Below are 22,477 nucleotides of genomic sequence, written 5' to 3' on the forward strand. Positions count from 1 at the left end.
GGTTTCATGTCTTCTTCAATTCGCGCAGACCTGCGGCCATGACGCTCGCCGCCGGAGCACTCGCTCTGTTGCGGCGGGGGATCGCCGATCCCGATACGCAATGGAGCCTCGGGACGTTCGGCGCGATCGCGGAATTCTCCCGCGACGAGGATGAGCCCGCGCAGGTGACCATGGCAACCGATATGCTCTCCGCGATCACGGAACGCGGTGGCATCGCGCTGCGGCTTGATCCCCGCATCCGGCCGTTTGCTTCCGAGAGCCTCGCCCGGGTCGACTGGAACCAGCGCGTCGCGCTGTGCCTACCTGAACACGCCTGCGCCATGAACCGGCGCGGCGTGTTCACCGAACTCGGCGCCGACGGCCACGCGCTGCGCGGCGAAGATCGCGATTCGATCCTGTTCGACCTCGGCCTCGGCGCCTTGCAGGCGGATTTTTGCGTGCGCATCGACGATGCCGGGGCCGCGGCCAGCCTGCGCCAGCATGTGGGCCGGCCGATCTTCGAGCCCGGCAATCCCGCGATGGGGATCATCCTGGACGCCAACCCGCACCGCGTCTTCGTCAGCAGGCTCGGCCGCGTCGAGGTGTTTCAGCCGATCCCGCCGGCGACGGGCAAAAGCCCTGACGGCCCGCACACCCATGTGCTGCCAAAACTGCTGAAGAGCGGCCGCTCCCATCCGGCGACCGAGCCGGTTCCCGAGGGCTGGATTCCCTGCGCCCATCTCTATCCGCCACATCCGGCGCGCAACGGGCTGGGCCAGCCTCGTCCGTTCGAAGCCGGCCATCTCGATTTTTTCCAGGCGACCATGGCCGCCTTCGGCGATCCCGCGACGCTGGCGATCAAGCAGCGCGTGCGCGACGCCGTCCGTGCCGGAAGTCCGCCTGCCGAGCTGCCCCATGACCGCCACGGCCGCGCCAGTGCCCGCATCGCGCTGCGGCAGATGAAGGCGGCGGGCGATGCGTCGCCTGCATTGCCGGCATGGCTGGCGAGCCTCGATCAGGGTAGTCTCGACCAACCTGATGACGAGGCCGCCCTGCATGGCGGCTAGGGATTGCGGAGCGCACGGGCATGGCGGGAAGAAACAAGCAGGACAAACCTCCGCAGGAGGGCGGCAAGCCGAAGAAGCCGCCGCCGTCGCAAACCGATGACGACGATTACGAGGATGGCGACATCGCCACGCCGAAGAAGGACCGCTACGGCAACGACGACGAGCCGCTGGAGTGAGGATCTTTGTCGCCCCGGCGAAAGCCGCGGCCATACCCGCAGGGGCAAGTTGCTTGTGCGGGACGACAGTTGAGTTTGTGGACTCAGTTCGCAAACAGCCGGCCCATCGCCCGTCGTGCCGGATTTGCAACTCTTCCCGCCTGACATAGACTGCCCCGCCCGCCGGCCCGGCGGAGCGCTTGTCCGGGGGTAGAGGGACATGAGAAAGGTCAACTGGGCGCAGGTGGGCAAGATCACCGAACCCGGCCGCTACATGTTCAGATTCGGCTACGTGATCGTCACGGCGGAAGACCTGTCGATCTGGCAGAAATATCCGGAAGCGGCGTTCACGCTGATCCCGATGTTCTCGTCGGGCCCGCAGGAGGAATACAAGCTCGGCGCGTTCGACTTGTCGGGGGGCGGCGCTTGATCCTCATGGTGAGGAGCCTGCGAAGCAGGCGTCTCGAACCATGAAGGCCGGATCCCGCCCGCCCGCGGCCATCCTTCGAGACGCGCGCCAAGGCGCGCTCCTCAGGATGAGGACGGTGAATGTGGTGACGGATTCATCTTCTCAATCTCCCTGATACTCCTGACGTCGAGCAGATGCTCGCCAAAGCCGCCGCGGGCGAGCCTGGCGGCGGACGACGGCGAGGCCAGCAGCAATGCGAGCGTCGTCAGGAGCGGCACGGCTGCGAGCCTGTCATGCGCCAGCGGCGTCAGCTCCTCGGTGCTGGCGGCATAGGGGCCGCTGTGGTCGAGGATACGGCCGAACTCGCGCGCGATCGCAACGCGCGAGCCGCCGCGCGCGGCCAGCCCGAGCAGCGCCTGCATGGCAAGATGCGTCAGCACGCCGTCACGGCTTTCCGGCAGGGGCGCGGGGGTTTCGCCCAAGGAGACGCGCACGAGCTGGCCGACCAGATCGGTGCCGGAGGCCCATGCATTTGATGGCTCGACCAGCCGCGGATTGCAGTCGATCAGCAGCGGCGCGCCGCCGTTATCCGGCACGATGTAGTCGACGGAGAGACCGCCATGCCAGTCGAGCTCCGCGCCGAACTTTTCCAGATAGCTGCGAACGACCGGCCGGTGCACCCCCTGCTTGATCGCCTCGCCGCCGCCGATGCCGGGCGCGACCTGCCGGAAGGCATGGAAGCCAACGAGCCGGCCGCTGGAGAACACCGACTGCGCCTTCTCCGTGGTACCGGCGACCAAGTCCTGCACCAGCACTTCGTCAAGGTTGCCGCTTGCGTCGATCGCATGCAACGCGCTCGCGAGCTCGCTCTCATTGTGCACGAAATGGATGCCGCGGCTGGCAGTGCCGACAGAGGCCTTCACCACGGCGGGAAAATGCGTCGCGCCGCGCGGCTCGGACTGCGATTTCAGGATTCGCGTCGGCGGTTGCGGCAAGTCGAGGCGATCAAGCAAACGGCTGAAGCCGGCCTTGCTGTGTGCCGTGCGGTAGCTTTCGAACGACGGCAGCGCAACCGCGATGCGGCCTTCGAGGCGCCCGCGCACCTTCGCAAACAACAGCCCCTGCTCATGCGTTGGCAGCAGCACGTCGAAGCTTCCGCTATCGATCAGGCCTTCGACAAAGGCGAGAAAGCCGGCCGGGTCGGTGCGCAGACCGGGGCAGCGGTGGAACCTGCGCACGAAGCGCGAATAGCGCGAAAGGCACCACGGCGAGGGATCGCAGATCTCGACGTGATGGCCGGCCAGCCCAAGGATGGTGATGGCTTCGCGCGCCGAGGTGGAGGAGCCCTCGGGGATCAGGATGCGGAGCGGTTTTGCGGGGTCGGTCATGATCGCGAAATTTGCCGCTTCGGACGCCTGATGTCTTCCGGTTTGATGCCGCATCCGGCCCTCCGGACGGCCGAAATGGAAGCAGCCATGCAGCGGCGTTCATGGACAGATAACCCCCTTGGCCGATAGTTTGGGCTTCGTTTCCGAAGACCCCTGCCGGGCGGTTTCAAGCAAGGTTTTCAACGAGATATGGCCGACGTTCTGGCTGCACCGCAACAAGCGAAAGCCGACAGCGCGCTACGCACGCTGACGGCGATTTCGGCCGCGCACTGGCTCAGCCATTTTCACCTGTTCGTGCTGCCGATGCTGTTTCCGTTTTTGAAGCAGCAGCTCGGCGTCGGCTATATCGAGCTCGGCTTTGCGCTGACTGTGTTCGGCGTGGTGTCGGGCCTGACGCAGGCGCCGATCGGCTATCTCGCCGATCATTACGGCGCGCGAAAAGTGCTGCTGACCGGGCTGTGCCTCGGCGGGCTGGCGCTGATCCTGCTGGGCCTGCAGTTGTCCTACACCTCGCTGATCGTCTGCGCCGCGCTACTCGGACTCGCCAACAGCGTCTATCACCCCTGCGACTACGCCATCCTCGCCGCCCACATGGACGAGGCGCGGATGGGCCGCGCCTTCTCGGTGCACACCTTTGCCGGCTTCCTCGGCGGAGCGGTGGCGCCCGCGATCATGGCCGCGCTGGTGGCGACCGTCGGCGGTTTCGGCGCGCTGATCGCGGCGGGCGCGGTCGGGCCCGCGGTGGCGCTGCTGATTGCCGCCATGGGCCTGCCCGACGCACGCGCGGCCGCGCGCAAACACGGCGAGGACGCGCCGAAGCCGAACATCCTGACACCCGCGATCGTCGTGCTGACGATCTTCTTCATGCTGCTCGGGCTGTCCAACGCCGGCATCAGCAATTTCGGCGTGGTGGCGCTGATGAGCGGCTACAGTGTCGCTTTCGGAACGGCGAACCTGGCGCTGACATGTTTTCTCGGAGCCAGCGCCGTCGGCGTGCTCGCCGGCGGATTTCTCGCCGACCGAACCGAGCGGCACGGGCAGGTCGCCGCGGCGTGCTTTGCCGTCAATGCGGCGATCATGCTGGTCATTGCGATCGTCACCCTGCCCTCGCCGCTGCTGATCGCGCTGATGACGGTTGCAGGCTTCCTCGGCGGCGTGATCGCGCCGTCGCGCGACATGCTGGTGCGCAATGCCGCGCCCGCCGGCGCCGCGGGACGGGCCTTCGGCATCGTCTCCACCGGCTTCAACTTCTCCGGCATCCTGGCGCCGTTGCTCTATGGCTTCATCATGGACCAGCAGATGCCGCACTGGGTGTTCGGCGCGTCGGTGGTCTTCATGCTGATGACCGTATTGCTGGCGCTGGTGACCGACCGCAAGGCGCGCGGGCCGGCGGAACCGGCGGCGGTGCATTAGCTCTTGCCGGACTTCTCCCCACTCAGCGCGGCAAGATCGAGACCGGCGCAGCAGGTGCCGGCGGGCGCGGCGCTGGCGCGCCGGCCTGCGGCTGCGGCTTTGGCGGCGCGGGTTTCGGCTGCGGGATCGCGGCCACGGGCTGGGCGGGAGCGGCAGGCGGCGGCGAGACTTTCTGCCTGATGTCTTCATCGACGGCCTGCAGCGCCGCGATATTCCTGGCCATCTGGTCCTGCTTGAACGCGAGCTGTTCGACGCTGCGCCGCATGAACTCCAGATTGGCAACCAGGGGCTCCAGCTGCAGGGTCGGGTGCGCCGCGGCGGCGACGGCCGCTGGCGGCTTCGTCGCCGGGAGCCAAGGCAACACCCAGGCGAATTCGGGCGCGCACGCGGCGAACATCTGCTTTGCCATATCGCCATAGGCCTGCCAGCCGAGCGTGGCACCGACGCCGATGGCAACAACAATCACGAAACGGGTCACGGCGCGGAACATGCGCCGGCCGATCGACGGCCGGCGTGGCGGGGGAAAGGAATCGCTCGATGCGTCCGTGGGCCGTCTGCCGAACCGCGGCTCGGAACGGTCCTCCTCCGGATCGCGCGCAAACCCTCGGGGTGAATTTTCCTGAGCCGCCTCGTTCTCTGCAAGCGACGGGCTTTGTGTGTAGAGCATTGCGACCTCTCGACGTTTCTCCCCATCATGGCCGGTCAGCTGATCCGGCTTTTGACCGGAGGGAGGCAGCCGCGCAGCAGCCTTGCGGCGATTCCGGGGTGCGCGATTCCGGCAGGCTCTTGAGGCGGAACGCATTCCAGAACCTCATTCCCGGATGTTGACTGCCCGCGGGCTTGCCCCATGATGCCGCAACAAAATTTCAAACCAGGGATGGAAAGCGCCATGACCGATGCGCCTGACCTCGTGATCCGCGGCGGCAACATTGCCGATGGCAAGGGCGGCGATCTCTACGAGGCCGACATTGCAATTCGAGACGGGCGTATCGCCGAGGTCGGCAAGGTTACGGCCAAAGGCAAGGAAGAGATCGACGCCAGGGGCAGGCTTGTCACGCCCGGCTTCGTCGACGTGCACACCCATTACGATGGCCAGGTGACCTGGAGCCAGGACATCACGCCCTCCTCGCAGAACGGCGTCACCACCGCGATCATGGGCAATTGCGGCGTCGGCTTTGCGCCGTGCAAGCCCAACGATCACACGCGGCTGATCCAGCTGATGGAAGGCGTTGAGGACATTCCCGAACCCGTCTTGAGCGCTGGCATTCCCTGGGAATGGGAAAGCTTTCCCGACTACATGAACTGGCTGTCGAAGCGGAGTTTCGACATGGACATCGGCGCGCAGCTGCCGCATGCGGCGCTGCGCGTCTATGTGATGGGCGAGCGCGGCGCGCGGCGCGATCCTTCGACGGAAGAAGACAACAAGGCGATGGCGCAGCTTGCGGCGGAAGCCGTGCGCGCCGGCGCGCTCGGCTTTTCGACCTCGCGCACGCTCAACCACCGCACCTCGACCGGCGATTTCACGCCGACCCTGAAGGCGGGCGAGGACGAGCTGACGGCGATTGCGGCCGGGATGCAGACGCAAGGCCGCAGCGTGCTGCAATTCGTGCTGGATCTCTCCACCATCCACGAAGACCTGCCGATGATGCTGCGGGTCGCCGACAACACCAAGTGCCCGATCACGTTCTCCATCACCCAGAACGACCGCGCGCCGCGGCGCTGGCGGCAGACCTTGGACGAGATCGGTGCGGCCACCGCGCGCGGGCTTTCCATCACCGCGCAGATCGCCGCACGTCCCGTCGGGCTGTTGCTCGGGCTCGAGCTGTCGCGCAATCCGTTCCAGACCCATCCGAGCTACAAGGCGATCGCGCATCTGCCGCTGGCCGAGCGGCTGGCGCGGATGCGGCAGCCGGAGGTGCGCGCGGCGATCCTGAGCGAGACGGCGAGCGCGACCGACGATCCGCTGTTCTTCAAGCCGAACTACGACAAGATCTATCTGCTCGGAAATCCGCCGGACTACGAGCAGCCGCCGGAGAATGCGCTGGGCGCCAAGGCGCGGACGCAGGGCAAGCAGCCGGAAGAACTCGCCTACGACGCGATGCTGTCGGACGAGGGCCGCGGCATGCTCTATGTGCCCTTCCTCAATTATGCCGACGGCAACCTCGACGCCACGCGGGAGATGCTGACCGATCCGAACGCCGTGCCGGGCCTGTCCGACGGCGGCGCGCATTGCGGCATCATCTGCGATGCGAGTTTTCCGACCTATCTCTTGACACACTGGACGCGCGACCGCAGCCGCGGCGAAAAACTGTCGATTCCGTTCGTGGTGGCGGCGCAGTCGCGCAAGACCGCGCTGTCGGTCGGCCTGTTCGACCGCGGCGTGATCGCGCCCGGCTTCAAGGCCGACGTCAACGTGATCGACTACGGCCGGCTGCATCTGCATCCGCCGAAGGTGCATTACGACCTGCCGGTCGGCGGCCGGCGGTTGCTGCAGCAGGTGGATGGCTATGATGCGACCATCGTCTCCGGCGTGGTGACGCAGCGCGCCGGCCGCGCCACCGGCAACCGCCCCGGTCGGCTGATCCGCGGCACCCAGGGCGACGCGCGGCAGTTTTCCGCAGCGGCGGGGTAAGCCAGCGTGGCTTTCATCCTTCGAGACGCGGCTAACACCGCTCCTCAGGATGAGGTCTCGTAGCGTATGCGCTGTTAGTCCCTCATGGTGAGGAGCGCGGCAACGCCGCGCGTCTCGAACCATGTGGCCCGACTGATTGCCCTCACGCGAACTTCGGCTGTGCAGCGGCTGCGTTGAGCCGTGCGCGCTCCGTGTTGGGCCAGAGCAGCAGCAGACCGAGCACGCCGGAGGCGACCATGATCGCGGCGTTGATGGTGAAGCCGGTCATGTAGCCCTCCAGCGGGGTGGCGGCGTGCTTGATGACGCTGCCCATCGTGATCGGCGCGATGATGCCGGCAAGCGTATAGAGCGCGCCGTAGATCGAGATGACCGCGCCGCGCTGCGACACCGGGGTGAACTCGCCAAGCATCGGCGGGCATACCACGTAGATCGAGCCGCAGAGGCCGGAGCCGATCACCAGCAGCGCGACCTGCAGGCCGGTGCCGCTGACATGCGGCAGCACGGCAAGAATGCAGCCGCCGAGCACCAGGGGCGCTGCACCAAGCACGCCGCGCGCGCCGCGGGTGGTGTAGCCCTTGGTCAGCATGACCTGAGAGATCCAGCCGGTGAGCAGCACGATGCTCGCACCGAACACCCAGGGCAGCACCGAGATCAGGCCGGCCTCCTTTTGCGAGAAGCCGAGCCCCTGCACGATGAAGGGCGTGAACCAGGTCAGCCCCAGCGACAGCGCCCAATAGGCGCCGAACGTCGCCGCACAGCAGCCGATGAAGGTGCGCGAGGTGAGTAGCTGGAGATAGGGGATGCGCCGCTCGTCGGCGATCTCGGCCGCGGTCGACACCAGCGGGCCTTCCTTGCCGAGCATGAGCCATGCCACGACCCACATCAGGCCAACGACGCCGAGCACGCCGAAGGCATGGTGCCAGGAATAATTGACGATCACCCAGTTCAGCGCGGGCACCGCGAGGATGACGCCGAAGGCCGAGCCCTGCGAGAGGATCGCGGTCGGCAGGGTGCGCTTCTCGTCGGGGAACCACTTATAGATTGCATGCGCCGCCACCGAGAAGGCCGGGCCTTCGCCGGCGCCGAGGATGATGCGGCAGATCAGGAGCGTGGTGAAGCTGACGGCGCCAACCATCGGGAATTGCGCCAGCGACCAGATCACCGCCATCGCCAGCAGCACCCAGCGCGTGTCGATGCGATTGACGATGAAGCCGACGATGATCGCCGAGATCGAGAACAGCAGGAAGAAGGAGGAGCCGAGCTCGCCGAACTGCTGGGCGTCGAGCTTGAGGTCGTTCATGATCGGCACGCCGGCCAGACCCACCACGATCTTGTCGGCGAAATTCACCACCATGAACAGGAACAGGAGAAAGGTGATTTTCCACGCGCCTTTCGGCGTCGGTTGTCCGGTCATGTTGGCTCCCCGCAAGCTTGTCGTCTTGGCCTTGTGATACGCGGCCTTGAAGGGATGCTAGACACGGGGCTATGCCCTTGGCAACCCGGCATTTTCGGAAAAGGCCGTGCTTTTGCGCGGGATCACAATGACGTCTTTGCAGGCAGCGGGCCGTGATCCCGGACCGCCGCCTTGCTATGTTGCGGGGCAATGATGAAAAGGGAATGTTGATGGTCCGGATAGCTCGCGCGAACATCGCCGGCGCACTCGCCTTGCTGGCAATTTTCGCCGGCTCCGCGGCGGCGCAGGACGGCAAGGTACCGGACTATGCAGCCATCGTCGCCGCCCCCGACCGCGCCGAGGGCGATCGGGCGGCCGATGCGCGACGCAAGCCGGCGCTGCTGCTCGCCTTCAGCGAGGTCGGGACCGGCATGAAGGTACTCGATATGGAGACCAGCGCCGGCTACAACGCCGAGCTGCTGGCGCGCGCGGTCGGCCCGGCGGGCACGGTCTATGCGCAAGATTCGGCGGCCGTGATCGAGCGCTTCGTAAAGGACAAGTTCGATATCCGCGCCAAAAAGCGGGTGATGCAGAATGTCGTGCGCGTGATCAGCGATTTCGACGATCCGATTCCATCCGGCGTTTCCAATCTCGATCTCATCACCTTCCTGTTCGCCTATCACGACATCACCTATATGCCGGTCGATCGCGCCGCCATGAACCGCAAGATGTTCGCGGCGCTGAAGCCGGGCGGCCTGCTCGTGATTGCCGATCACTCGGCCAAACCGGGCGACGGGATAACGGTGGCGAAGACGCTGCACCGGATCGAGGAGAAGACGCTGCGCGCGGAGATCGAGGCGGCCGGCTTCGAGCTGCTGGCGGAAGCGGATTTCCTGCGCAATCCGGCAGACCCGCGCGATACCCGGGTATTCCAGCCGCAGGTTCCGGTCGATGAATTCGTGCTGAAGTACCGGAAACCCAAATGAGCGGGCTTGACTCGGGCGTGCTCGACATCACCGGCCTCACCAAGAGCTACCGCTCGGCAAGCGAGACCGTGGCTGTGCTGCGCGGCGTGAATTTGCGCGTCGGGGCCGGCGAGAGCGTAGCGCTGACGGGGGAATCCGGCAGCGGCAAGAGCACGCTGCTGCATTTGATCGCGGGGCTCGACGCCGCCGACGGCGGCGAGATCAGGGTGGACGGCACGGCGCTGTCCGGATTGAACGATGCCGGCCGCGCGGCGCTGCGGCGCAACCGGCTCGGCCTCGTGTTCCAGCAGTTCAACCTCATCCCGAGCCTTTCGGTCGAGGACAATCTGAAATTCCAGTCGCGGCTGGCGGCAAGGCACGATGCGGCCTGGCACACCGAGCTCACGGAACGGCTCGGGCTCGGCGATCTCCTGAGGCGATATCCGGAGCAGCTATCCGGCGGGCAGCAGCAGCGCGTCGCGATCGGCCGCGCGCTGGCGCCGAAACCCTTGTTGCTGCTTGCCGACGAGCCGACCGGCAATCTCGACGAGGACACCGCCGACGAGGTGCTGCGGCTTGCGCGCGATCTGGTGGCGCGCTCGGGATGCGGCTTCCTGATGGTGACGCACAGCGCGCGGCTCGCCGCCACGCTGGACCGGCAGGTGACGTTGCATGCGGGGTTGATCGCATGAGGCGCGCGCTGTGGACATTGGCTGTCCTGTTGAGCCATTGGCGGCGGCATCCGATGCAGCTCGCCACGCTCCTGATCGGCCTTATCTCGGCGACCGCGCTGTGGAGCGGCGTGCAGGCGCTGAACCAGCAGGCGCGCCATTCCTACGACCGGGCCGCCGCGATCTTCGGCGGCGCGCGCACCGCGATGCTGGTGGCGAAGGACGGCGGCGCATTCCCGCAAGAGCTGTTCGTCGACCTCAGGCGCGCCGGATGGCCGGTGTCGCCGGTGGTGGAAGGCCGCATCCAGATCGGCGGGCGCAGCTTGCGCCTGCTCGGCATCGAGCCGGTGACGATGCCCGGCGAAGCCGGCAACGCGCCGGCATTGGCACGCGTCGAGCTGCAGGCCTTCATCGCGCCGCCCGGCCGGATGCTGGTTGCGCCGGAAACGCTGTCCCAGCTCAAGCTCGCCGAAGGCGCCCGCCCGCAGGCCAATAACGGGATGCAGTTGCCGCCGCTGCGCCTGCAACAGAGCCTGGTGCCCGACGTGTTGGTGGTCGACATCGGCATCGCGCAGGAGATCCTGAACATGCCGGGCCAGGTGTCGCGGCTGCTGGTCGGCAAGGCCGGGGGCAAGCGCGCGGCGCTCGCAAGCGTCGCCGGCGACCGCCTGCAACCGATCGAGCCGGATGCGGCGAGCGATCTGGAACGGCTGACCGACAGCTTTCATCTCAACCTCACCGCCTTCGGGCTGCTGTCGTTCTTCGTTGGCCTCTTCATCGTCAATTCTGCGGTGGGCCTCGCCTTCGAGCAGCGGCTGCCGATGCTGCGCACGCTGCGCTCCTGCGGGGTGTCGGCGCGCATGCTCAACGGCGTGCTGGTCATCGAGCAGGTGATGTTCGCGCTGATCGCGGGGCTGGCCGGCCTCGCCTGCGGCTACTTCATCGCGGCGGCGCTGCTGCCCGATGTCGCCGCCTCGCTGCGCGGACTCTATGGCGCGGCTATCCCGGGGCAGCTCACGCTGAAACCGCAATGGTGGCTCGCCGGCATCGCCATCGCCGTGCTCGGCGCGCTGGCGGCTTCCGCGGTCAGCCTGGTCAAGGCGGTTCGCCTGCCGGTGCTTGCTTCCGCGCAGCCGCAGGCCTGGCGGCAGGCGCAACAGCGCTGGTTGAAATGGCAGGGCGCAAGTTCAGTGCTGATATTCGCGGTCGCAGCCGGCTTGCTGTGGTTGGGCGATTCGCTGCTCGCCGGTTTTGCGGTGCTCGCCGCGCTGATGATCGGCGCGGCGCTGGCGCTGCCGCCGATTCTCGAACGCGTGCTGGCGCTTGGCGAAGGGATTTCCGACAAGCCGCTGGCGCGCTGGTTCTGGGCCGACAGCCGCCAGCAACTTTCGGGGCTTTCGCTGGCCTTGATGGCGCTGCTGCTCGCGCTCGCCGTCAATGTCGGCGTCGCCACGATGGTGGAGAGTTTCAGCCGCACATTCCTGGTCTGGCTCGACGGCAGGCTCGCCAGCGACGTCTACGTCTTCGCCAAAGACGACCGCCAATCGAACGATATCCGGACCTGGCTGCGCAGCCGGAGCGAGGTGCAGGCGATCCTGCCGACTGGCCGCGCCGATGTGCAGTTCGCGGGCGACCCGGTCGAGGTGTTCGGCATCGTCGATCATGCCACCTATCGCGAGCACTGGCCGCTGCTGGAGGCCGTTCCCAACGCCTGGGTTCGCTTGCGTCCGGGCGATGCTGCCTTCATCAGCGAGCAACTGGCGCGGCGGCTTAAGCTCAGCATCGGCGACCGCATCGACATCCCCGCAACGAACGGCACCTGGCGGCTCGAGATCGCCGGCATCTATGCCGACTACGGCAATCCCAAGGGCCAGATCACCGTGAACTACGCGGCGCTGACGCGGTATTTTCCGGCGATCCCGCAGACCCGCTTCGGCCTGCGCGTCGAACCTGCGCAGGTCCCCGAACTGATCGCCGCCATCCGCGAAAAATTCATGCTCGACGATCGCAGCCTCGCCGATCAGGCGACGGTGAAGGCGGAATCGAGGCGGATATTCAACCGCACCTTTGCCGTGACCGCCGCGCTCAACGCGTTCACGCTTGGGGTTGCCGGCGTTGCGCTGCTGACGAGCCTGCTGACGCTCGCCAATTCGCGCCTGCCGCAGTTGGCGCCGTTGTGGGCGATCGGCGTGACACGGCAGCGGCTCGCCGCGGTCGAACTCCTGAAGACGATGGCGGTAGCGCTGATCACCGCGCTGCTGGCGCTGCCGCTCGGGCTGATGGTCGCCTGGTGCCTGCTCGCGGTGGTGAACGTGAAGGCGTTCGGCTGGCGCCTGCCGTTCCAGGTATTTCCGCTGCAACTGGTGCAGCTCGTCGGCGTCGCCATGCTGGCGGCGCTGTTCGCGGCGCTGCTGCCCGTGCTGCGGCTGGCGCGGATGCAGCCTGCCGGCCTGATCCGGATCTTTGCCAATGAGCGCTGAGCGCATCACACGACGGGCCTTTGCCGCGGGCGGCGCGCTGCTCGCGCTTGCCGCCAAGGCGCGCGCGCAGGGCTTTGCGGGACTGGAGCAAAAAGCGGACGGCTTTGCGCGCGTCACGCCCGGCCGGACATTCTCCTTTCCCGCCGATCACGGCCCGCACCCGGAGTTCCGAATCGAGTGGTGGTATGTGACGGCAAACTTGCGCGATGCCGCGGGCACCGCCCATGGCGCGCAATGGACGCTGTTCCGCCAGGCGCTGCAGCCCGGCACCAACCTCGAAGGCTGGGCGACGCAGCAGGTCTGGATGGCGCATGCCGCGGTGACGCGCGCCGATACGCATCGCACCGCCGAGACCTTTGCGCGCGGCGGCGTCGGACAGGCCGGCGTCGAAGCCGCGCCGTTCCGCGCCTGGATCGACGCCTGGCAGATGCGCGCGCGCGATGGCTTCGACGCCGGCAAGGTCACGCCGCTCGAGCTCACTGCCTCGGCAGCCGATTTCAGCTATGCGCTGCGGCTCACCGCCGATCGGCCGCTGGTGCTGCAGGGCGACGGCGGCTTCAGCAAGAAATCCGAGCGCGAGCAGGCGTCGTATTACTACAGCCAGCCGTTCTTCAAGGTCGTGGGCGATCTCGCCATCGACGACAAGCTCGCAGCCGTCAGCGGCCTTGCCTGGATGGACCGCGAATGGAGCAGCCAGCCGCTGGCAGCCGACCAGAGCGGCTGGGACTGGTTCGCGCTGCATTTCGACGGCGGCGAGAAGCTGATGCTGTACCGAATGCGGCAGGCCGACGGGGCGCATTACGCCTCCGGCAATTTCATTGCGCCCGACGGCAAGGCGATGCTGCTCGCCACGGACGAGATCGCGATGACGCCCAAGGGCACCACCGAGATCGCCGGCCGCAAGATTCCGACCGCATGGCATGTCGCGATCCCGCGGCTCAAGCTTTCCATCGACTGCGCGCCGCTGAACGCGAAGAGCTGGATGGGAACGAGCTTCGCCTATTGGGAGGGCCCCATCAGCTTTGCCGGCAGCCATCGCGGCGCCGGCTATCTCGAGCTGACGGGGTATTAGCCTCGGCGCGTTTCACACCGGCAGCTGCTCGCCGGTCTGCTCCTTGACGATGTACTCGGCATACCAGTCCGGCCAGTTCTCATCGTGCCGGCCGCCGTTGCGTTTCTCGTGCTCGCCATGGGCGGCGGCGGCACGGCGCAACGCTGCGGCAAGGTCGGCTTGCGAGCCGAAGCTGGCGGCGCCGGCGACGCGCCCGGGCAGTCGCGTAGTGACCTCCTGGAACAGCCAGCCATTGCCGTCGGGATCGCTGAACGAGGCGTAGGAGCGATAGCTCTCGCGTGCGGGATCGAGGCCCCCGGCGCGAACACGCCCGAACAGATAGGGCTCGTCGCTGCCGACATGCACATCGCCCTCGGCATGGAAGGCCTCGCTGACCTTGATGCCGCGGTCGAGCAGATTCTTGCGCGCGGCTTCGATGTCGGAGACGATCAGATACAGTCCCTGCGCGGAGCCGGGCACTGCCGCGGTGACGTTCCTGCCGAAGATGACGGAGGCCGGCGAGCCCGGCGGCGTGAACTGGATAACGCGATAGTCGTCGGTGCCGGCGAAGTCGGCATCGAGCCGCCAGCCGAGCCCGGCGTAAAACTGCTTGGCGCGCTCGACGTCGGAGACAGGGATGACGACGACTTCGAGCCTGCTGTCGACGGAGGGCGCGGTGGCGGTGCGTTGCTTTTCGGCCTGGGTCATGGCTTGTTCCTTTCCAGTTGGGATGTCGTGATCGGCACGGCAGGAAAGTGGCGAAGCGCAGAAGACAACGAAGTTGCGGCGGGCGGAAGGCACCCATCTGCAGGGCAGAACCGCTCTCCTGACGGACCCGCGGTCGCACCTGAATTGGCGGCCTAACCCCGCATCCGCGCAATCGCGCCGGCGACGATCTGCATGGAGATGCCGAGCACCCAGCCGATCAGGATCAGCACCGTCCAGGCGATGTGCGGTTCCTCGCGCAGCACGATCACGCCGACAGACGCAAAGGCCGTCAGCGCCGCGCAGAAGGTGCCGATGGCGGTGAGCAGCTCGGCGGCATCGATTCGCGGCGCCGGGCCGTCCTTGCCGGAGTTCAATGGCAGCGGCGGCGTATCGATACCGAGATAGTAGCCGACCGCGCCGCCGATCATCATGATCAGCAGGAAGCCCTGCGTGGTGAGCACGGAGATCGCCGATCCCGTATGGGCGGCCACGAACAATCCGCTCGCTGCACCCGCCATGGCGAGCCCAACCCGCTCCAGGACATGGGCAAACTTACTGACGCGCGTCCGCATGATCGCACCCCGCAGGATCACAGCATTACAAGGCTAGACCCATTTTGGAACCGGCGAAAGCGATTATCGCGACAAGGCGTCGACAGCCCTGCGATGATGGCCCGGACTAACGGGGGCTTTAGTCAATGCTTCATCTCTCGTCGGCCGTCGTGTCACCTGTCGCGCCGTAGTGTTCTGCTTAGTCAGCGGCTCGCAAGGGTCACGCAAGCGCTCGGCCTTCGGCATCATGGCTCCGGTGCGGTGCGGGCATCGGTCGAAGAATGCGTAGCGCCTCGACGCAAAACGCCTGCATAATTCCGCTCGCCGGAAGATTAACACCGCCCCTCGCCTGAAAGCGACATCGGGGCGCAGCCCGCCAATTTGGGCGTGACGGCGCATCGCCTGCGTGCCAGTATGATCGTCAACGTGAACTGCGCACGCTCGGCGAAGCGCAGCCACCGAGGGGGAATGTTCAAGGCGCCGACGCGAGTTCGCGGCGAAACGCGCCCCTTTGGCCTACTTGGTCTCTCGGACTGACAGGTCAACGGCGTAGATGGCACGACAGATTGTCCATCGTCTGCTGATATCGATCCCGGCGCTGGTCGGGGTGCTCTTCCTCTGTTTCTGCCTGCTGCAGGTGGTGCCGGCCGATCCCGCCATGGTGATCGCCGGGCCCGACGCCAAGCCTGAGACCATCGCCGCGATCAGGCAGGAACTCGGGCTCGACCGCTCGATCCCAGTGCAGTTCTTCGAATACATCATGCGCGTGATGCGCGGCGATCTCGGCCGCTCCATCATCTCCAACAAGAAGGTGGTCGAGGAACTAGCGCTCACCATCGGCCCGACCGTCGAATTGATGGTGGGTGGCATGCTGATCGCGGTTCCGATCGGCATTGCACTCGGCACGCTCGCCGCCGTCAATCGCGGCAGCCTCACCGACCGCCTCATCATGGCGATCTCGGTGGCCGGCGTGTCCATGCCGGTGTTCTTCATCGGCCTGATGCTGATCCAGTATGTCGGCTTCCGCTGGGCGCTGCTGCCGTTCACCGGCCGCGCCGGCCCGGTGTGGGATGGCGGACTGCCGAACCTGATCCTCCCTGCCCTGACGCTAGGCCTCGTGCTGATCGGGCCGATCGCGCGGCTGACGCGCACCGCGGTGCTGGAAGTGCTGGGCGCCGACTTCGTGCGCACCGCGCGTGCCAAGGGACTGCGAGAGACGGTGGTGATCGTGCACCACGCGCTGCGCAACGCGCTGATCCCCGTCGTCACCCTGATCGGGCTGCAGGCGGCGTTCCTGCTCGGCGGCGCCGTGGTCACCGAGACGATGTTTTCATGGCCGGGCGTCGGGCGGCTTGCGGTCGGCGCCATCGTCTCCAGCGATTTCCCGACCGCTCAGGGTGCGATCATGATTCTCGCGGTCGCCTTCCTGACCATCAACCTGCTGGTCGACGTGCTCTACGTGTACCTCGATCCGCGGGTGCAAACATGAGCACCGAGGCACTCGATCACGGCCTGATCGCGAGCGGCGCTGGCAATGAAGACGGCTGGCTCGCCCCCAACGGCCTGTTGCGGCGGCTGGCGCGCGACCGCGTCGCGGCGCTGGCGGCTTCCGTGCTGACGGCGATCGTGCTGGCGGCGATCCTTGCGCCGTGGATCGCGCCCTACGACCCCTATTTCACCGACCTCACCAAGACGATGCAGGCGCCGAGCGCCGCACACTGGTTCGGCACCGACAACACCGGCCGCGACATATTGAGCCGCGTGCTCTATGGCACGCGCAACACGCTGGTGCTGGGCCTCGTCGGCGTGATCGTCGGCGGCGCGATCGGCGGCGTGCTCGGCATCGTCGCCGCCTACTACCGGCGGCTCGGCGGCTGGATCATGCGGCTGGTCGACATCATGCTGGCCTTCCCGGCGATCCTGATCGGACTTGCCATGGCCGCGATCTTCGGCGCGGGGCTTGGCGCCGTGATCATCGCGCTGGTTATCGCGACCATACCCGACGTGGCGCGGGTGGCGCGCGGCGCGGCAGTGGGCGTGATGGGCCAGGAGTTCATGGAAGCCGGACGCGCTGTCGGCGTCTCCGACAGCGCGCTGATCTGGCGCTACCTGACGCTGAATTGCATCTCCACCATCTTCGTGTTCCTGACGCTGCGCTTCGGCCAGATCATCCTGATCGGCTCGGTGCTCGGCTTCCTCGGCATGGGGGCGCAGCCGCCGACCGCCGAGCTCGGCATGATGGCAGCCCAGGGCCGCGACTTCCTGTTCATGGCGCCGCATATCGCCACCATCCCGAGCTGCGCCATCTTCGTCATCGTGCTTTGCGCCAATCTGCTTGGCGACGCCTTCCGCGACGTTCTCGATCCGAGGTTACAGACATGATGAGACTGGCTCTGACTGCTGCACTCGCCCTGACCATCGCCGCTCCCGCGTCGGCCCAGACGCTGACGCTCATGAAGGGCATCGACGCGCCGCATTATGACGGCCATCGCACCACCTGGGGTCCGACCTCCGATATCGTCAACATGTTCCAGGACACGCTGGTGGCGCTGGACTGGGACGGCCGCACGCCGATCCCGTATCTGGCCAAATCCTGGGCAATGAGCGAGGACGGCAAGATCTATACGTTCAAGCTGCGCGACGACGTCAGCTTCTGCAGCGGCAAGAAGTTCACCGCCGAGGACGTGATCTACAGCTTCAAGCGGCTGAAGGATCCCGCGGTGAAAGCGCCCTATGCCTGGCGTGCCGGCAACATCAAGGAGCTGCGCGCGCCGGATCCCTACACCGTGCAGTACGAAATGGATGAGCCGTATTCGGAACTCCTGCTGCAGCTCACGATGTTCACCAACGCGATCCACAACAAGGAGAGCGTGGAAGCGCTGGGCAAGGACTACGGCATCAAGGGCATCGACGGTACCGGCCCCTGGTGCTTCGACAGCTGGCAGCCGCGCACCGAGATCGTGCTGAAGCGCCACGACGCCTACAAATGGGGCCCGTCGATGTACAAGAACAAGGGGCCCGTCAAGTTCGAGAAGCTGAGCATCAAGATCGTGCCGGAAGATTCCAGCCGCGTCGCGGCGATGCTGTCCGGGCAGTTCGACATTACCCACCAGTTCCCGGCACAGTTCATCAGCCAGGCCAAGGCCACGCCGACGCTGGCGGTGACGCCGGCCAAGCCGAATTTCCAGCTGCTCTATTTCGGCTTCAAGATCACGCGGCCGATGGTGGCCGACAAGCGCGTACGCGAAGCCATGAGCATCGCCATCAACCGCGCCGAGATTGCCAAGGCGATCCTGCTCGGCAATGCCGAACCCGCCGTCACCATCGTGGATCCCGATGCGCTCGACCACGACCCCGCCACCAAGGGCATCGTCAAGGAGGACATCGAGCGCGCCAAGGCGCTGCTGGACGAGGCTGGCTGGAAGGTCGGCGCCGACGGCATCCGCGAGAAGGACGGCGTCAAGCTGCAGCCGCGAGTCTACTACACGGCCAACGCCAATTCGGGAAAGGTCGCGGAGGCGATCCAGGGCTATCTTCGCAAGATCGGCGTCGACTGGCGGCTCAACCCATGGGACTCGACCATCGCCTCGGTGAAGATGGCCGAGCAGGATTACGAGATCTGGTCGGTGACCGTGCCGTATCTGTCGGCCGGCGATCTCATGAACATCTATTTCGATTCCGCCAATATCCCGACGCCGAACCGGATGAACTGGAAGGACGCAGAGACCGACGCCTGGCTGAAGCAGGGCCGCTCGGCGCTCACCGAGAGCGATCGCACCAAGGCCTACGCACTGGTGCAGCAGAAGGTGATGCGCGAGCACCTGTGGATTCCCGTGCTCAACATCAACATGGACCAGGTCGCCAACAAGCGCATCAGCGCGGCGCGGCCGCACATGCTCTACCAGAACACGTTCTACAAGGGGCTCGACGTGACTCGCTGACTGGCCAACGACAAAAAAACGGGAGTGAACAGGATGCGCGGAATTTTCACGGGATTGGCGGCGCTGCTCGCCGCGGGCGCCGTCACGACGGCCGAGGCACAGACGCTGCGCGTGATGAAGTCGCTGGACGCGCCGCACTATGACGGCCAGCGCACGACGTGGTCGCCCACCTCGGACATCGTCAACATGTTCCAGGACACGCTGGTGGCGCTGGACTGGGACGGCAAGACCGCGATCCCCTATCTGGCAAAATCCTGGGACATCCGCGAGGACGGCAAGCTCTATACGTTCAAGCTGCGCGACGACGTTACGTTCTGCAGCGGCAAGAAGTTCACCGCCGCCGACGTCGTCTACACTTTCAAGCGGCTGAAGGATCCCGAAACCAAGGCCCCCTATGCCTGGCGCGCGGGCGACATCAAGGAGGTCCGCGCCGTCGACCCCTACACGGTCGAGTACGAACTGAACGAGCCCTATTCGGAGCTGCTGCTGCAGCTCACCATGTACACCAACACCATCCACAACCAGGCGAGCGTGGAGACCCTGGGCAAGGATTACGGCACCAAGGGCATCGACGGCACCGGCCCCTGGTGCTTCGAAAGCTGGCAGCCGCGCACCGAGATCGTGCTGAAGCGCCACGATGCGTACAAATGGGGCCCCTCGATGTACCAGAACAAGGGCCCGGTGAAGTTCGAGAAGCTGAGCATCAAGATCGTGCCGGAGGATGCCAGCCGCGTCGCCGCCATGATGGGCGGACAGTTCGACGTCACCCACCAGATCCCGCTGCAATTCATCGACCAGGTCAAGGCCGCGCCGACCCTGACGGTCCAGGAAGCGAAGCCTAATTTCCAGCTGAATTATTACGGCTACAAGATCACGCGGCCCATGGTGGCCGACAAGCGCGTGCGCGAGGCGATGAACATCGCCATCAACCGCGCCGAGATCGTCAAGGGCATCATGCTGGGCAACGCCGAGCCGGCCTTCACCTTCGTCGACCCCAACGCTCTCGACTTCGCCGACAAGACCAGGGGCGTGATCAAGGAAGACGTCGAGCGCGCCAAGAAACTGCTGGACGAAGCCGGCTGGACGGTCGGCAGCGACGGCATAAGGGAAAAGGACGGCGTCAAGCTCGCGCCGAGGGTTCTGTTCGTGCAGGTCGCCTACTTCCCGCGCGTCTCCGAGGCGATCCAGGGCTACATGCGCAAGATCGGCATCGACTGGAAGATCGTCGGCTTCGATTCCACCATCGCGCCGGCCGAGATGGGCAAGCAGGACTACGAGCTGTGGACCGTGACGGTGCCCTATTTGTCGGCGGGCGAACTGATGAACATCTACTTCGACTCGAAGAACATTCCGACGCCCAACCGGATGAACTGGAAGGACACGGAGACCGACGGGTGGCTGCGCGCCGGCCGCGCGGCCTTGAACGAAAAGGACCGGGCGCTGAACTTCGCCCGCATCCAGGAGAAGGTGATGGGCGAGCATCTGTGGATGCCCGTGATGAACGTCGCGATGTACACGACGAGCTCGAAGAAGCTGAAAGGCGTGCGGCCGCACATGCTCTATCAGAACACCTTCTACAAGGGACTGGATTACTCGTTCTGATGGAAAGCCTGCTCGAGGTCCGCGGTCTCAGGACCCATTTCGCCACCGATCGCGGCCTGTTCCGGGCCGTCGACGGCATCAGCTTCGGCGTGCCGCGCGGCCGCACGGTCGGTCTCGTCGGCGAGTCCGGCTGCGGCAAGAGCGTGACGTCGCTCTCGGTCATGGGGCTGGTGCCCTCGCCGCCCGGCAAGATCGACGCGGACAGCATCACGTTCGCAGGCACCAACGTACTGGCATTGCCGCCGGACGAGCGCCGCAGGCTGCGCGGCGGCAAGATGTCGATGATCTTCCAGGAGCCGATGACCTCGCTGAACCCGGTGCACACCGTGGGCCAGCAGATCGTCGAGGCGATCGTTGCCCACACCCAGATGTCGCCGCGCGCGGCAAAGGCCCGCGCCATCGAGATGCTGGAGCTGGTGAAGATTCCGTCGCCGGCGCGGCGCATCGACGACTATCCGCACAACATGTCAGGCGGCATGCGCCAGCGCGTGATGATCGCGATGGCGCTGTCCTGCGAGCCGGCGCTGCTGATTGCGGACGAGCCGACCACGGCGCTCGATGTCACCATCCAGGCGCAGATCCTCGACCTGCTCAGCGATCTGCAGCGCAGGCTCGGCATGGCGATCCTCATCATCACCCACGATCTCGGCGTGATCGCCGAGATGGCCGACCATGTGCTGGTGATGTATGCAGGCCAGATCGTCGAGAGCGCCGACGTCGCCGACATCTTCGCCGATCCGCAGCATCCCTACACGGTCGGCCTGCTCGGCTCGATCCCGCGGCTCGACGTCGAGCGCGAGCGGCTCGCCACCATCGAGGGCACCGTGCCCGGCGCCAACAACCAGCCGAAAGGCTGCCGCTTCGCGCCGCGCTGCCCATTCGCGGACGCGCGCTGCCGCGAGGCAACGCCGCCGCTCATCGAGATCAGCGCCACCCATCGGGTGGCCTGCTGGAAGGCGCCGGTGGAGATGACGGCATGAGCGAAACGCCCGTCCTCGAGGTCAATGGCCTCGTCAAGCACTTTCCGGTGGCGCGCGGCGTGCTGCGACGGAAGCTGATCGGCCTGGTTCGCGCGGTCGAGGATGTCTCCTTCGAGATCGCGCGCGGCGAGACCCTGGCGCTGGTCGGCGAATCCGGCTGCGGCAAGTCCACCACCGGACGGCTGGTGCTGCGGTTGATGAACCCGACATCCGGCTCGATCCGTTTCAAGGGCGAGGAGATCGCCAACGTCGACAAGGATGCGATGCGGCGGATGCGGCGGCATCTGCAAATCATCTTTCAGGACCCCTATGCCTCGCTCAACCCGCGCATGACGGTCGGCGACATCCTGCGCGAACCGCTGAACGTCCACGAGATCGGCGATGGCGCTTCCCGTGCCGCGCGGGTGCGGGAGCTGCTCGACGTGGTCGGCCTGCAGGCCGAGCACGCCGCACGCTATCCGCACCAGTTCTCCGGCGGCCAGCGCCAGCGCATCGGCATCGCGCGGGCACTTGCCGTCAATCCCGATCTGATCGTGTGCGACGAGCCGGTCTCGGCGCTGGATGTCTCGATCCAGGCGCAGATCGTGAATCTGCTGCAGAACCTGCAGCAGCGCTTCGGTCTCTCCTATCTCTTCATCGCGCACGATCTTGCCGTCGTGAAGCACATCAGCGACCGCGTCGCGGTGATGTATCTGGGCAAGCTCGTCGAGATCGCCGACAAGAAGACGATCTACGCCAAGCCGCTGCATCCCTATACGCAGGCGCTGATGGCAGCGATCCCGAAGACCGACCCGAACCTGCGGGCCAAGCGCGTGATGCTGCAGGGCGACGTGCCGAATCCCTTCAACCCGCCGACCGGCTGCCGCTTCCACACCCGCTGTCCGCATGCGCAGGCGCGCTGCTCGGCGGAGGAGCCCGTCTTGCGCGAGGCGGCAAGCGGCCACCGCGTCGCCTGCCATTTCTTCGAGACGTTGCCGCCGCCGGTGATTGTCGCCCGCAGCGGCCCGCCGCAGGGCAAGTTCGCCGAGCGGCTGGCCGCGTTCGAGGCGGCGAAGCAGAAACAGGAGGCTATGAAGGTGTGAATGTCGGTCG

Annotated in this window: 20 protein-coding genes; 15 read left to right on the forward strand and 5 right to left on the reverse strand. The window is 66.2% G+C overall.

The genetic code is table 11. The features are described 5' to 3' along the window. Positions 1 to 38 precede the first annotated feature (38 nt). The 3 genes from HZB49_RS13425 (at position 39) to HZB49_RS13435 (ending at position 1,631) form a co-directional block, all read left to right on the forward strand. Positions 39 to 1,046: a hypothetical protein gene (locus tag HZB49_RS13425; protein ID WP_291612050.1), complete on the forward strand. Its 1,008-nt coding sequence runs from the start codon at positions 39 to 41 to the stop codon at positions 1,044 to 1,046. A gap of 20 nt (positions 1,047 to 1,066) precedes the next feature. Beyond that, positions 1,067 to 1,222, forward strand: coding sequence for a hypothetical protein (locus HZB49_RS13430; RefSeq protein WP_291612052.1), 156 nt, complete (start codon positions 1,067 to 1,069; stop codon positions 1,220 to 1,222). A 199-nt stretch (positions 1,223 to 1,421) separates the two neighbouring features. Next, a complete protein-coding gene (locus HZB49_RS13435) occupies positions 1,422 to 1,631 on the forward strand; it encodes a hypothetical protein (protein WP_291612054.1) in 210 nt (69 codons plus the stop codon). Between the two features lie 101 nt (positions 1,632 to 1,732). On the opposite strand, the gene HZB49_RS13440 is transcribed toward HZB49_RS13435, so the two are convergent. Continuing rightward, positions 1,733 to 2,998, reverse strand: coding sequence for a hypothetical protein (locus HZB49_RS13440; protein ID WP_291612056.1), 1,266 nt, complete (start codon positions 2,996 to 2,998; stop codon positions 1,733 to 1,735). Positions 2,999 to 3,187: 189 nt separating this feature from the next. Between HZB49_RS13440 and HZB49_RS13445 the strand changes: the two genes are divergently transcribed. Then, a complete protein-coding gene (locus HZB49_RS13445; protein ID WP_291612058.1) occupies positions 3,188 to 4,411 on the forward strand; it encodes an MFS transporter in 1,224 nt (407 codons plus the stop codon). A 22-nt stretch (positions 4,412 to 4,433) separates the two neighbouring features. Here the strand turns inward: HZB49_RS13445 and HZB49_RS13450 are convergent, their stop codons facing one another. Then, positions 4,434 to 5,078, reverse strand: a complete 645-nt coding sequence (locus tag HZB49_RS13450; protein WP_291612061.1) for a hypothetical protein — start codon at positions 5,076 to 5,078, stop codon at positions 4,434 to 4,436. Positions 5,079 to 5,300: 222 nt separating this feature from the next. Here HZB49_RS13450 and HZB49_RS13455 point away from each other — a divergent pair, with 222 nt between their 5' ends. Beyond that, positions 5,301 to 7,043 (forward strand): amidohydrolase family protein, encoded by a 1,743-nt coding sequence (locus HZB49_RS13455; RefSeq protein ID WP_291612063.1) that lies wholly within the window; start codon positions 5,301 to 5,303, stop codon positions 7,041 to 7,043. A 142-nt stretch (positions 7,044 to 7,185) separates the two neighbouring features. On the opposite strand, the gene HZB49_RS13460 is transcribed toward HZB49_RS13455, so the two are convergent. Continuing rightward, positions 7,186 to 8,457, reverse strand: a complete 1,272-nt coding sequence (locus HZB49_RS13460; protein ID WP_291612065.1) for an MFS transporter — start codon at positions 8,455 to 8,457, stop codon at positions 7,186 to 7,188. Positions 8,458 to 8,666: 209 nt separating this feature from the next. On the opposite strand from HZB49_RS13460, the gene HZB49_RS13465 reads away from it, so the two are divergent. Genes HZB49_RS13465 through HZB49_RS13480 form a run of 4 tightly spaced genes read left to right on the forward strand, consistent with a single transcriptional unit; the run spans position 8,667 to position 13,624 of the window. Next, entirely contained in the window at positions 8,667 to 9,422 is a 756-nt protein-coding gene (locus tag HZB49_RS13465) for a methyltransferase (RefSeq protein WP_291612067.1), read from the forward strand. Continuing rightward, positions 9,419 to 10,093 (forward strand): ABC transporter ATP-binding protein, encoded by a 675-nt coding sequence (locus HZB49_RS13470; RefSeq protein WP_291612070.1) that lies wholly within the window; start codon positions 9,419 to 9,421, stop codon positions 10,091 to 10,093. The genes HZB49_RS13465 and HZB49_RS13470 overlap by 4 nt, the downstream gene beginning before the upstream one ends. Further along, positions 10,090 to 12,552 (forward strand): ABC transporter permease, encoded by a 2,463-nt coding sequence (locus tag HZB49_RS13475; RefSeq protein ID WP_291612072.1) that lies wholly within the window; start codon positions 10,090 to 10,092, stop codon positions 12,550 to 12,552. The genes HZB49_RS13470 and HZB49_RS13475 overlap by 4 nt, the downstream gene beginning before the upstream one ends. Then, positions 12,542 to 13,624 carry a lipocalin-like domain-containing protein gene (locus tag HZB49_RS13480; RefSeq protein ID WP_291612074.1) on the forward strand — a complete coding sequence of 361 codons (1,083 nt, stop codon included), beginning with the start codon at positions 12,542 to 12,544 and terminating at the stop codon, positions 13,622 to 13,624. The genes HZB49_RS13475 and HZB49_RS13480 overlap by 11 nt, the downstream gene beginning before the upstream one ends. 12 nt (positions 13,625 to 13,636) lie before the next feature. Here the strand turns inward: HZB49_RS13480 and HZB49_RS13485 are convergent, their stop codons facing one another. Next, positions 13,637 to 14,311 (reverse strand): VOC family protein, encoded by a 675-nt coding sequence (locus HZB49_RS13485; RefSeq protein WP_291612076.1) that lies wholly within the window; start codon positions 14,309 to 14,311, stop codon positions 13,637 to 13,639. Positions 14,312 to 14,463: 152 nt separating this feature from the next. Then, positions 14,464 to 14,883 carry a hypothetical protein gene (locus HZB49_RS13490; protein ID WP_291612078.1) on the reverse strand — a complete coding sequence of 140 codons (420 nt, stop codon included), beginning with the start codon at positions 14,881 to 14,883 and terminating at the stop codon, positions 14,464 to 14,466. A gap of 532 nt (positions 14,884 to 15,415) precedes the next feature. On the opposite strand from HZB49_RS13490, the gene HZB49_RS13495 reads away from it, so the two are divergent. Genes HZB49_RS13495 through HZB49_RS13520 form a run of 6 tightly spaced genes read left to right on the forward strand, consistent with a single transcriptional unit; the run spans position 15,416 to position 22,467 of the window. Next, positions 15,416 to 16,351: an ABC transporter permease gene (locus HZB49_RS13495; RefSeq protein ID WP_291612080.1), complete on the forward strand. Its 936-nt coding sequence runs from the start codon at positions 15,416 to 15,418 to the stop codon at positions 16,349 to 16,351. Beyond that, positions 16,348 to 17,244: an ABC transporter permease gene (locus HZB49_RS13500; RefSeq protein WP_291612082.1), complete on the forward strand. Its 897-nt coding sequence runs from the start codon at positions 16,348 to 16,350 to the stop codon at positions 17,242 to 17,244. Before HZB49_RS13495 ends, HZB49_RS13500 begins: the two co-directional genes overlap by 4 nt. Then, positions 17,241 to 18,803, forward strand: coding sequence for an ABC transporter substrate-binding protein (locus HZB49_RS13505; RefSeq protein ID WP_291612084.1), 1,563 nt, complete (start codon positions 17,241 to 17,243; stop codon positions 18,801 to 18,803). Before HZB49_RS13500 ends, HZB49_RS13505 begins: the two co-directional genes overlap by 4 nt. 33 nt (positions 18,804 to 18,836) lie before the next feature. Continuing rightward, positions 18,837 to 20,405: an ABC transporter substrate-binding protein gene (locus HZB49_RS13510; RefSeq protein ID WP_291612086.1), complete on the forward strand. Its 1,569-nt coding sequence runs from the start codon at positions 18,837 to 18,839 to the stop codon at positions 20,403 to 20,405. Then, on the forward strand, positions 20,405 to 21,385 hold the full coding sequence (locus HZB49_RS13515; protein WP_291612088.1) for an ABC transporter ATP-binding protein: 981 nt from the start codon (positions 20,405 to 20,407) through the stop codon (positions 21,383 to 21,385). The genes HZB49_RS13510 and HZB49_RS13515 overlap by 1 nt, the downstream gene beginning before the upstream one ends. Next, a complete protein-coding gene (locus HZB49_RS13520; protein ID WP_291612090.1) occupies positions 21,382 to 22,467 on the forward strand; it encodes a dipeptide ABC transporter ATP-binding protein in 1,086 nt (361 codons plus the stop codon). The genes HZB49_RS13515 and HZB49_RS13520 overlap by 4 nt, the downstream gene beginning before the upstream one ends. The last annotated feature ends 10 nt before the right edge of the window (positions 22,468 to 22,477 follow it).

Source organism: Bradyrhizobium sp. (assembly GCF_016219575.1).
GTDB lineage: Bacteria > Pseudomonadota > Alphaproteobacteria > Rhizobiales > Xanthobacteraceae > Bradyrhizobium.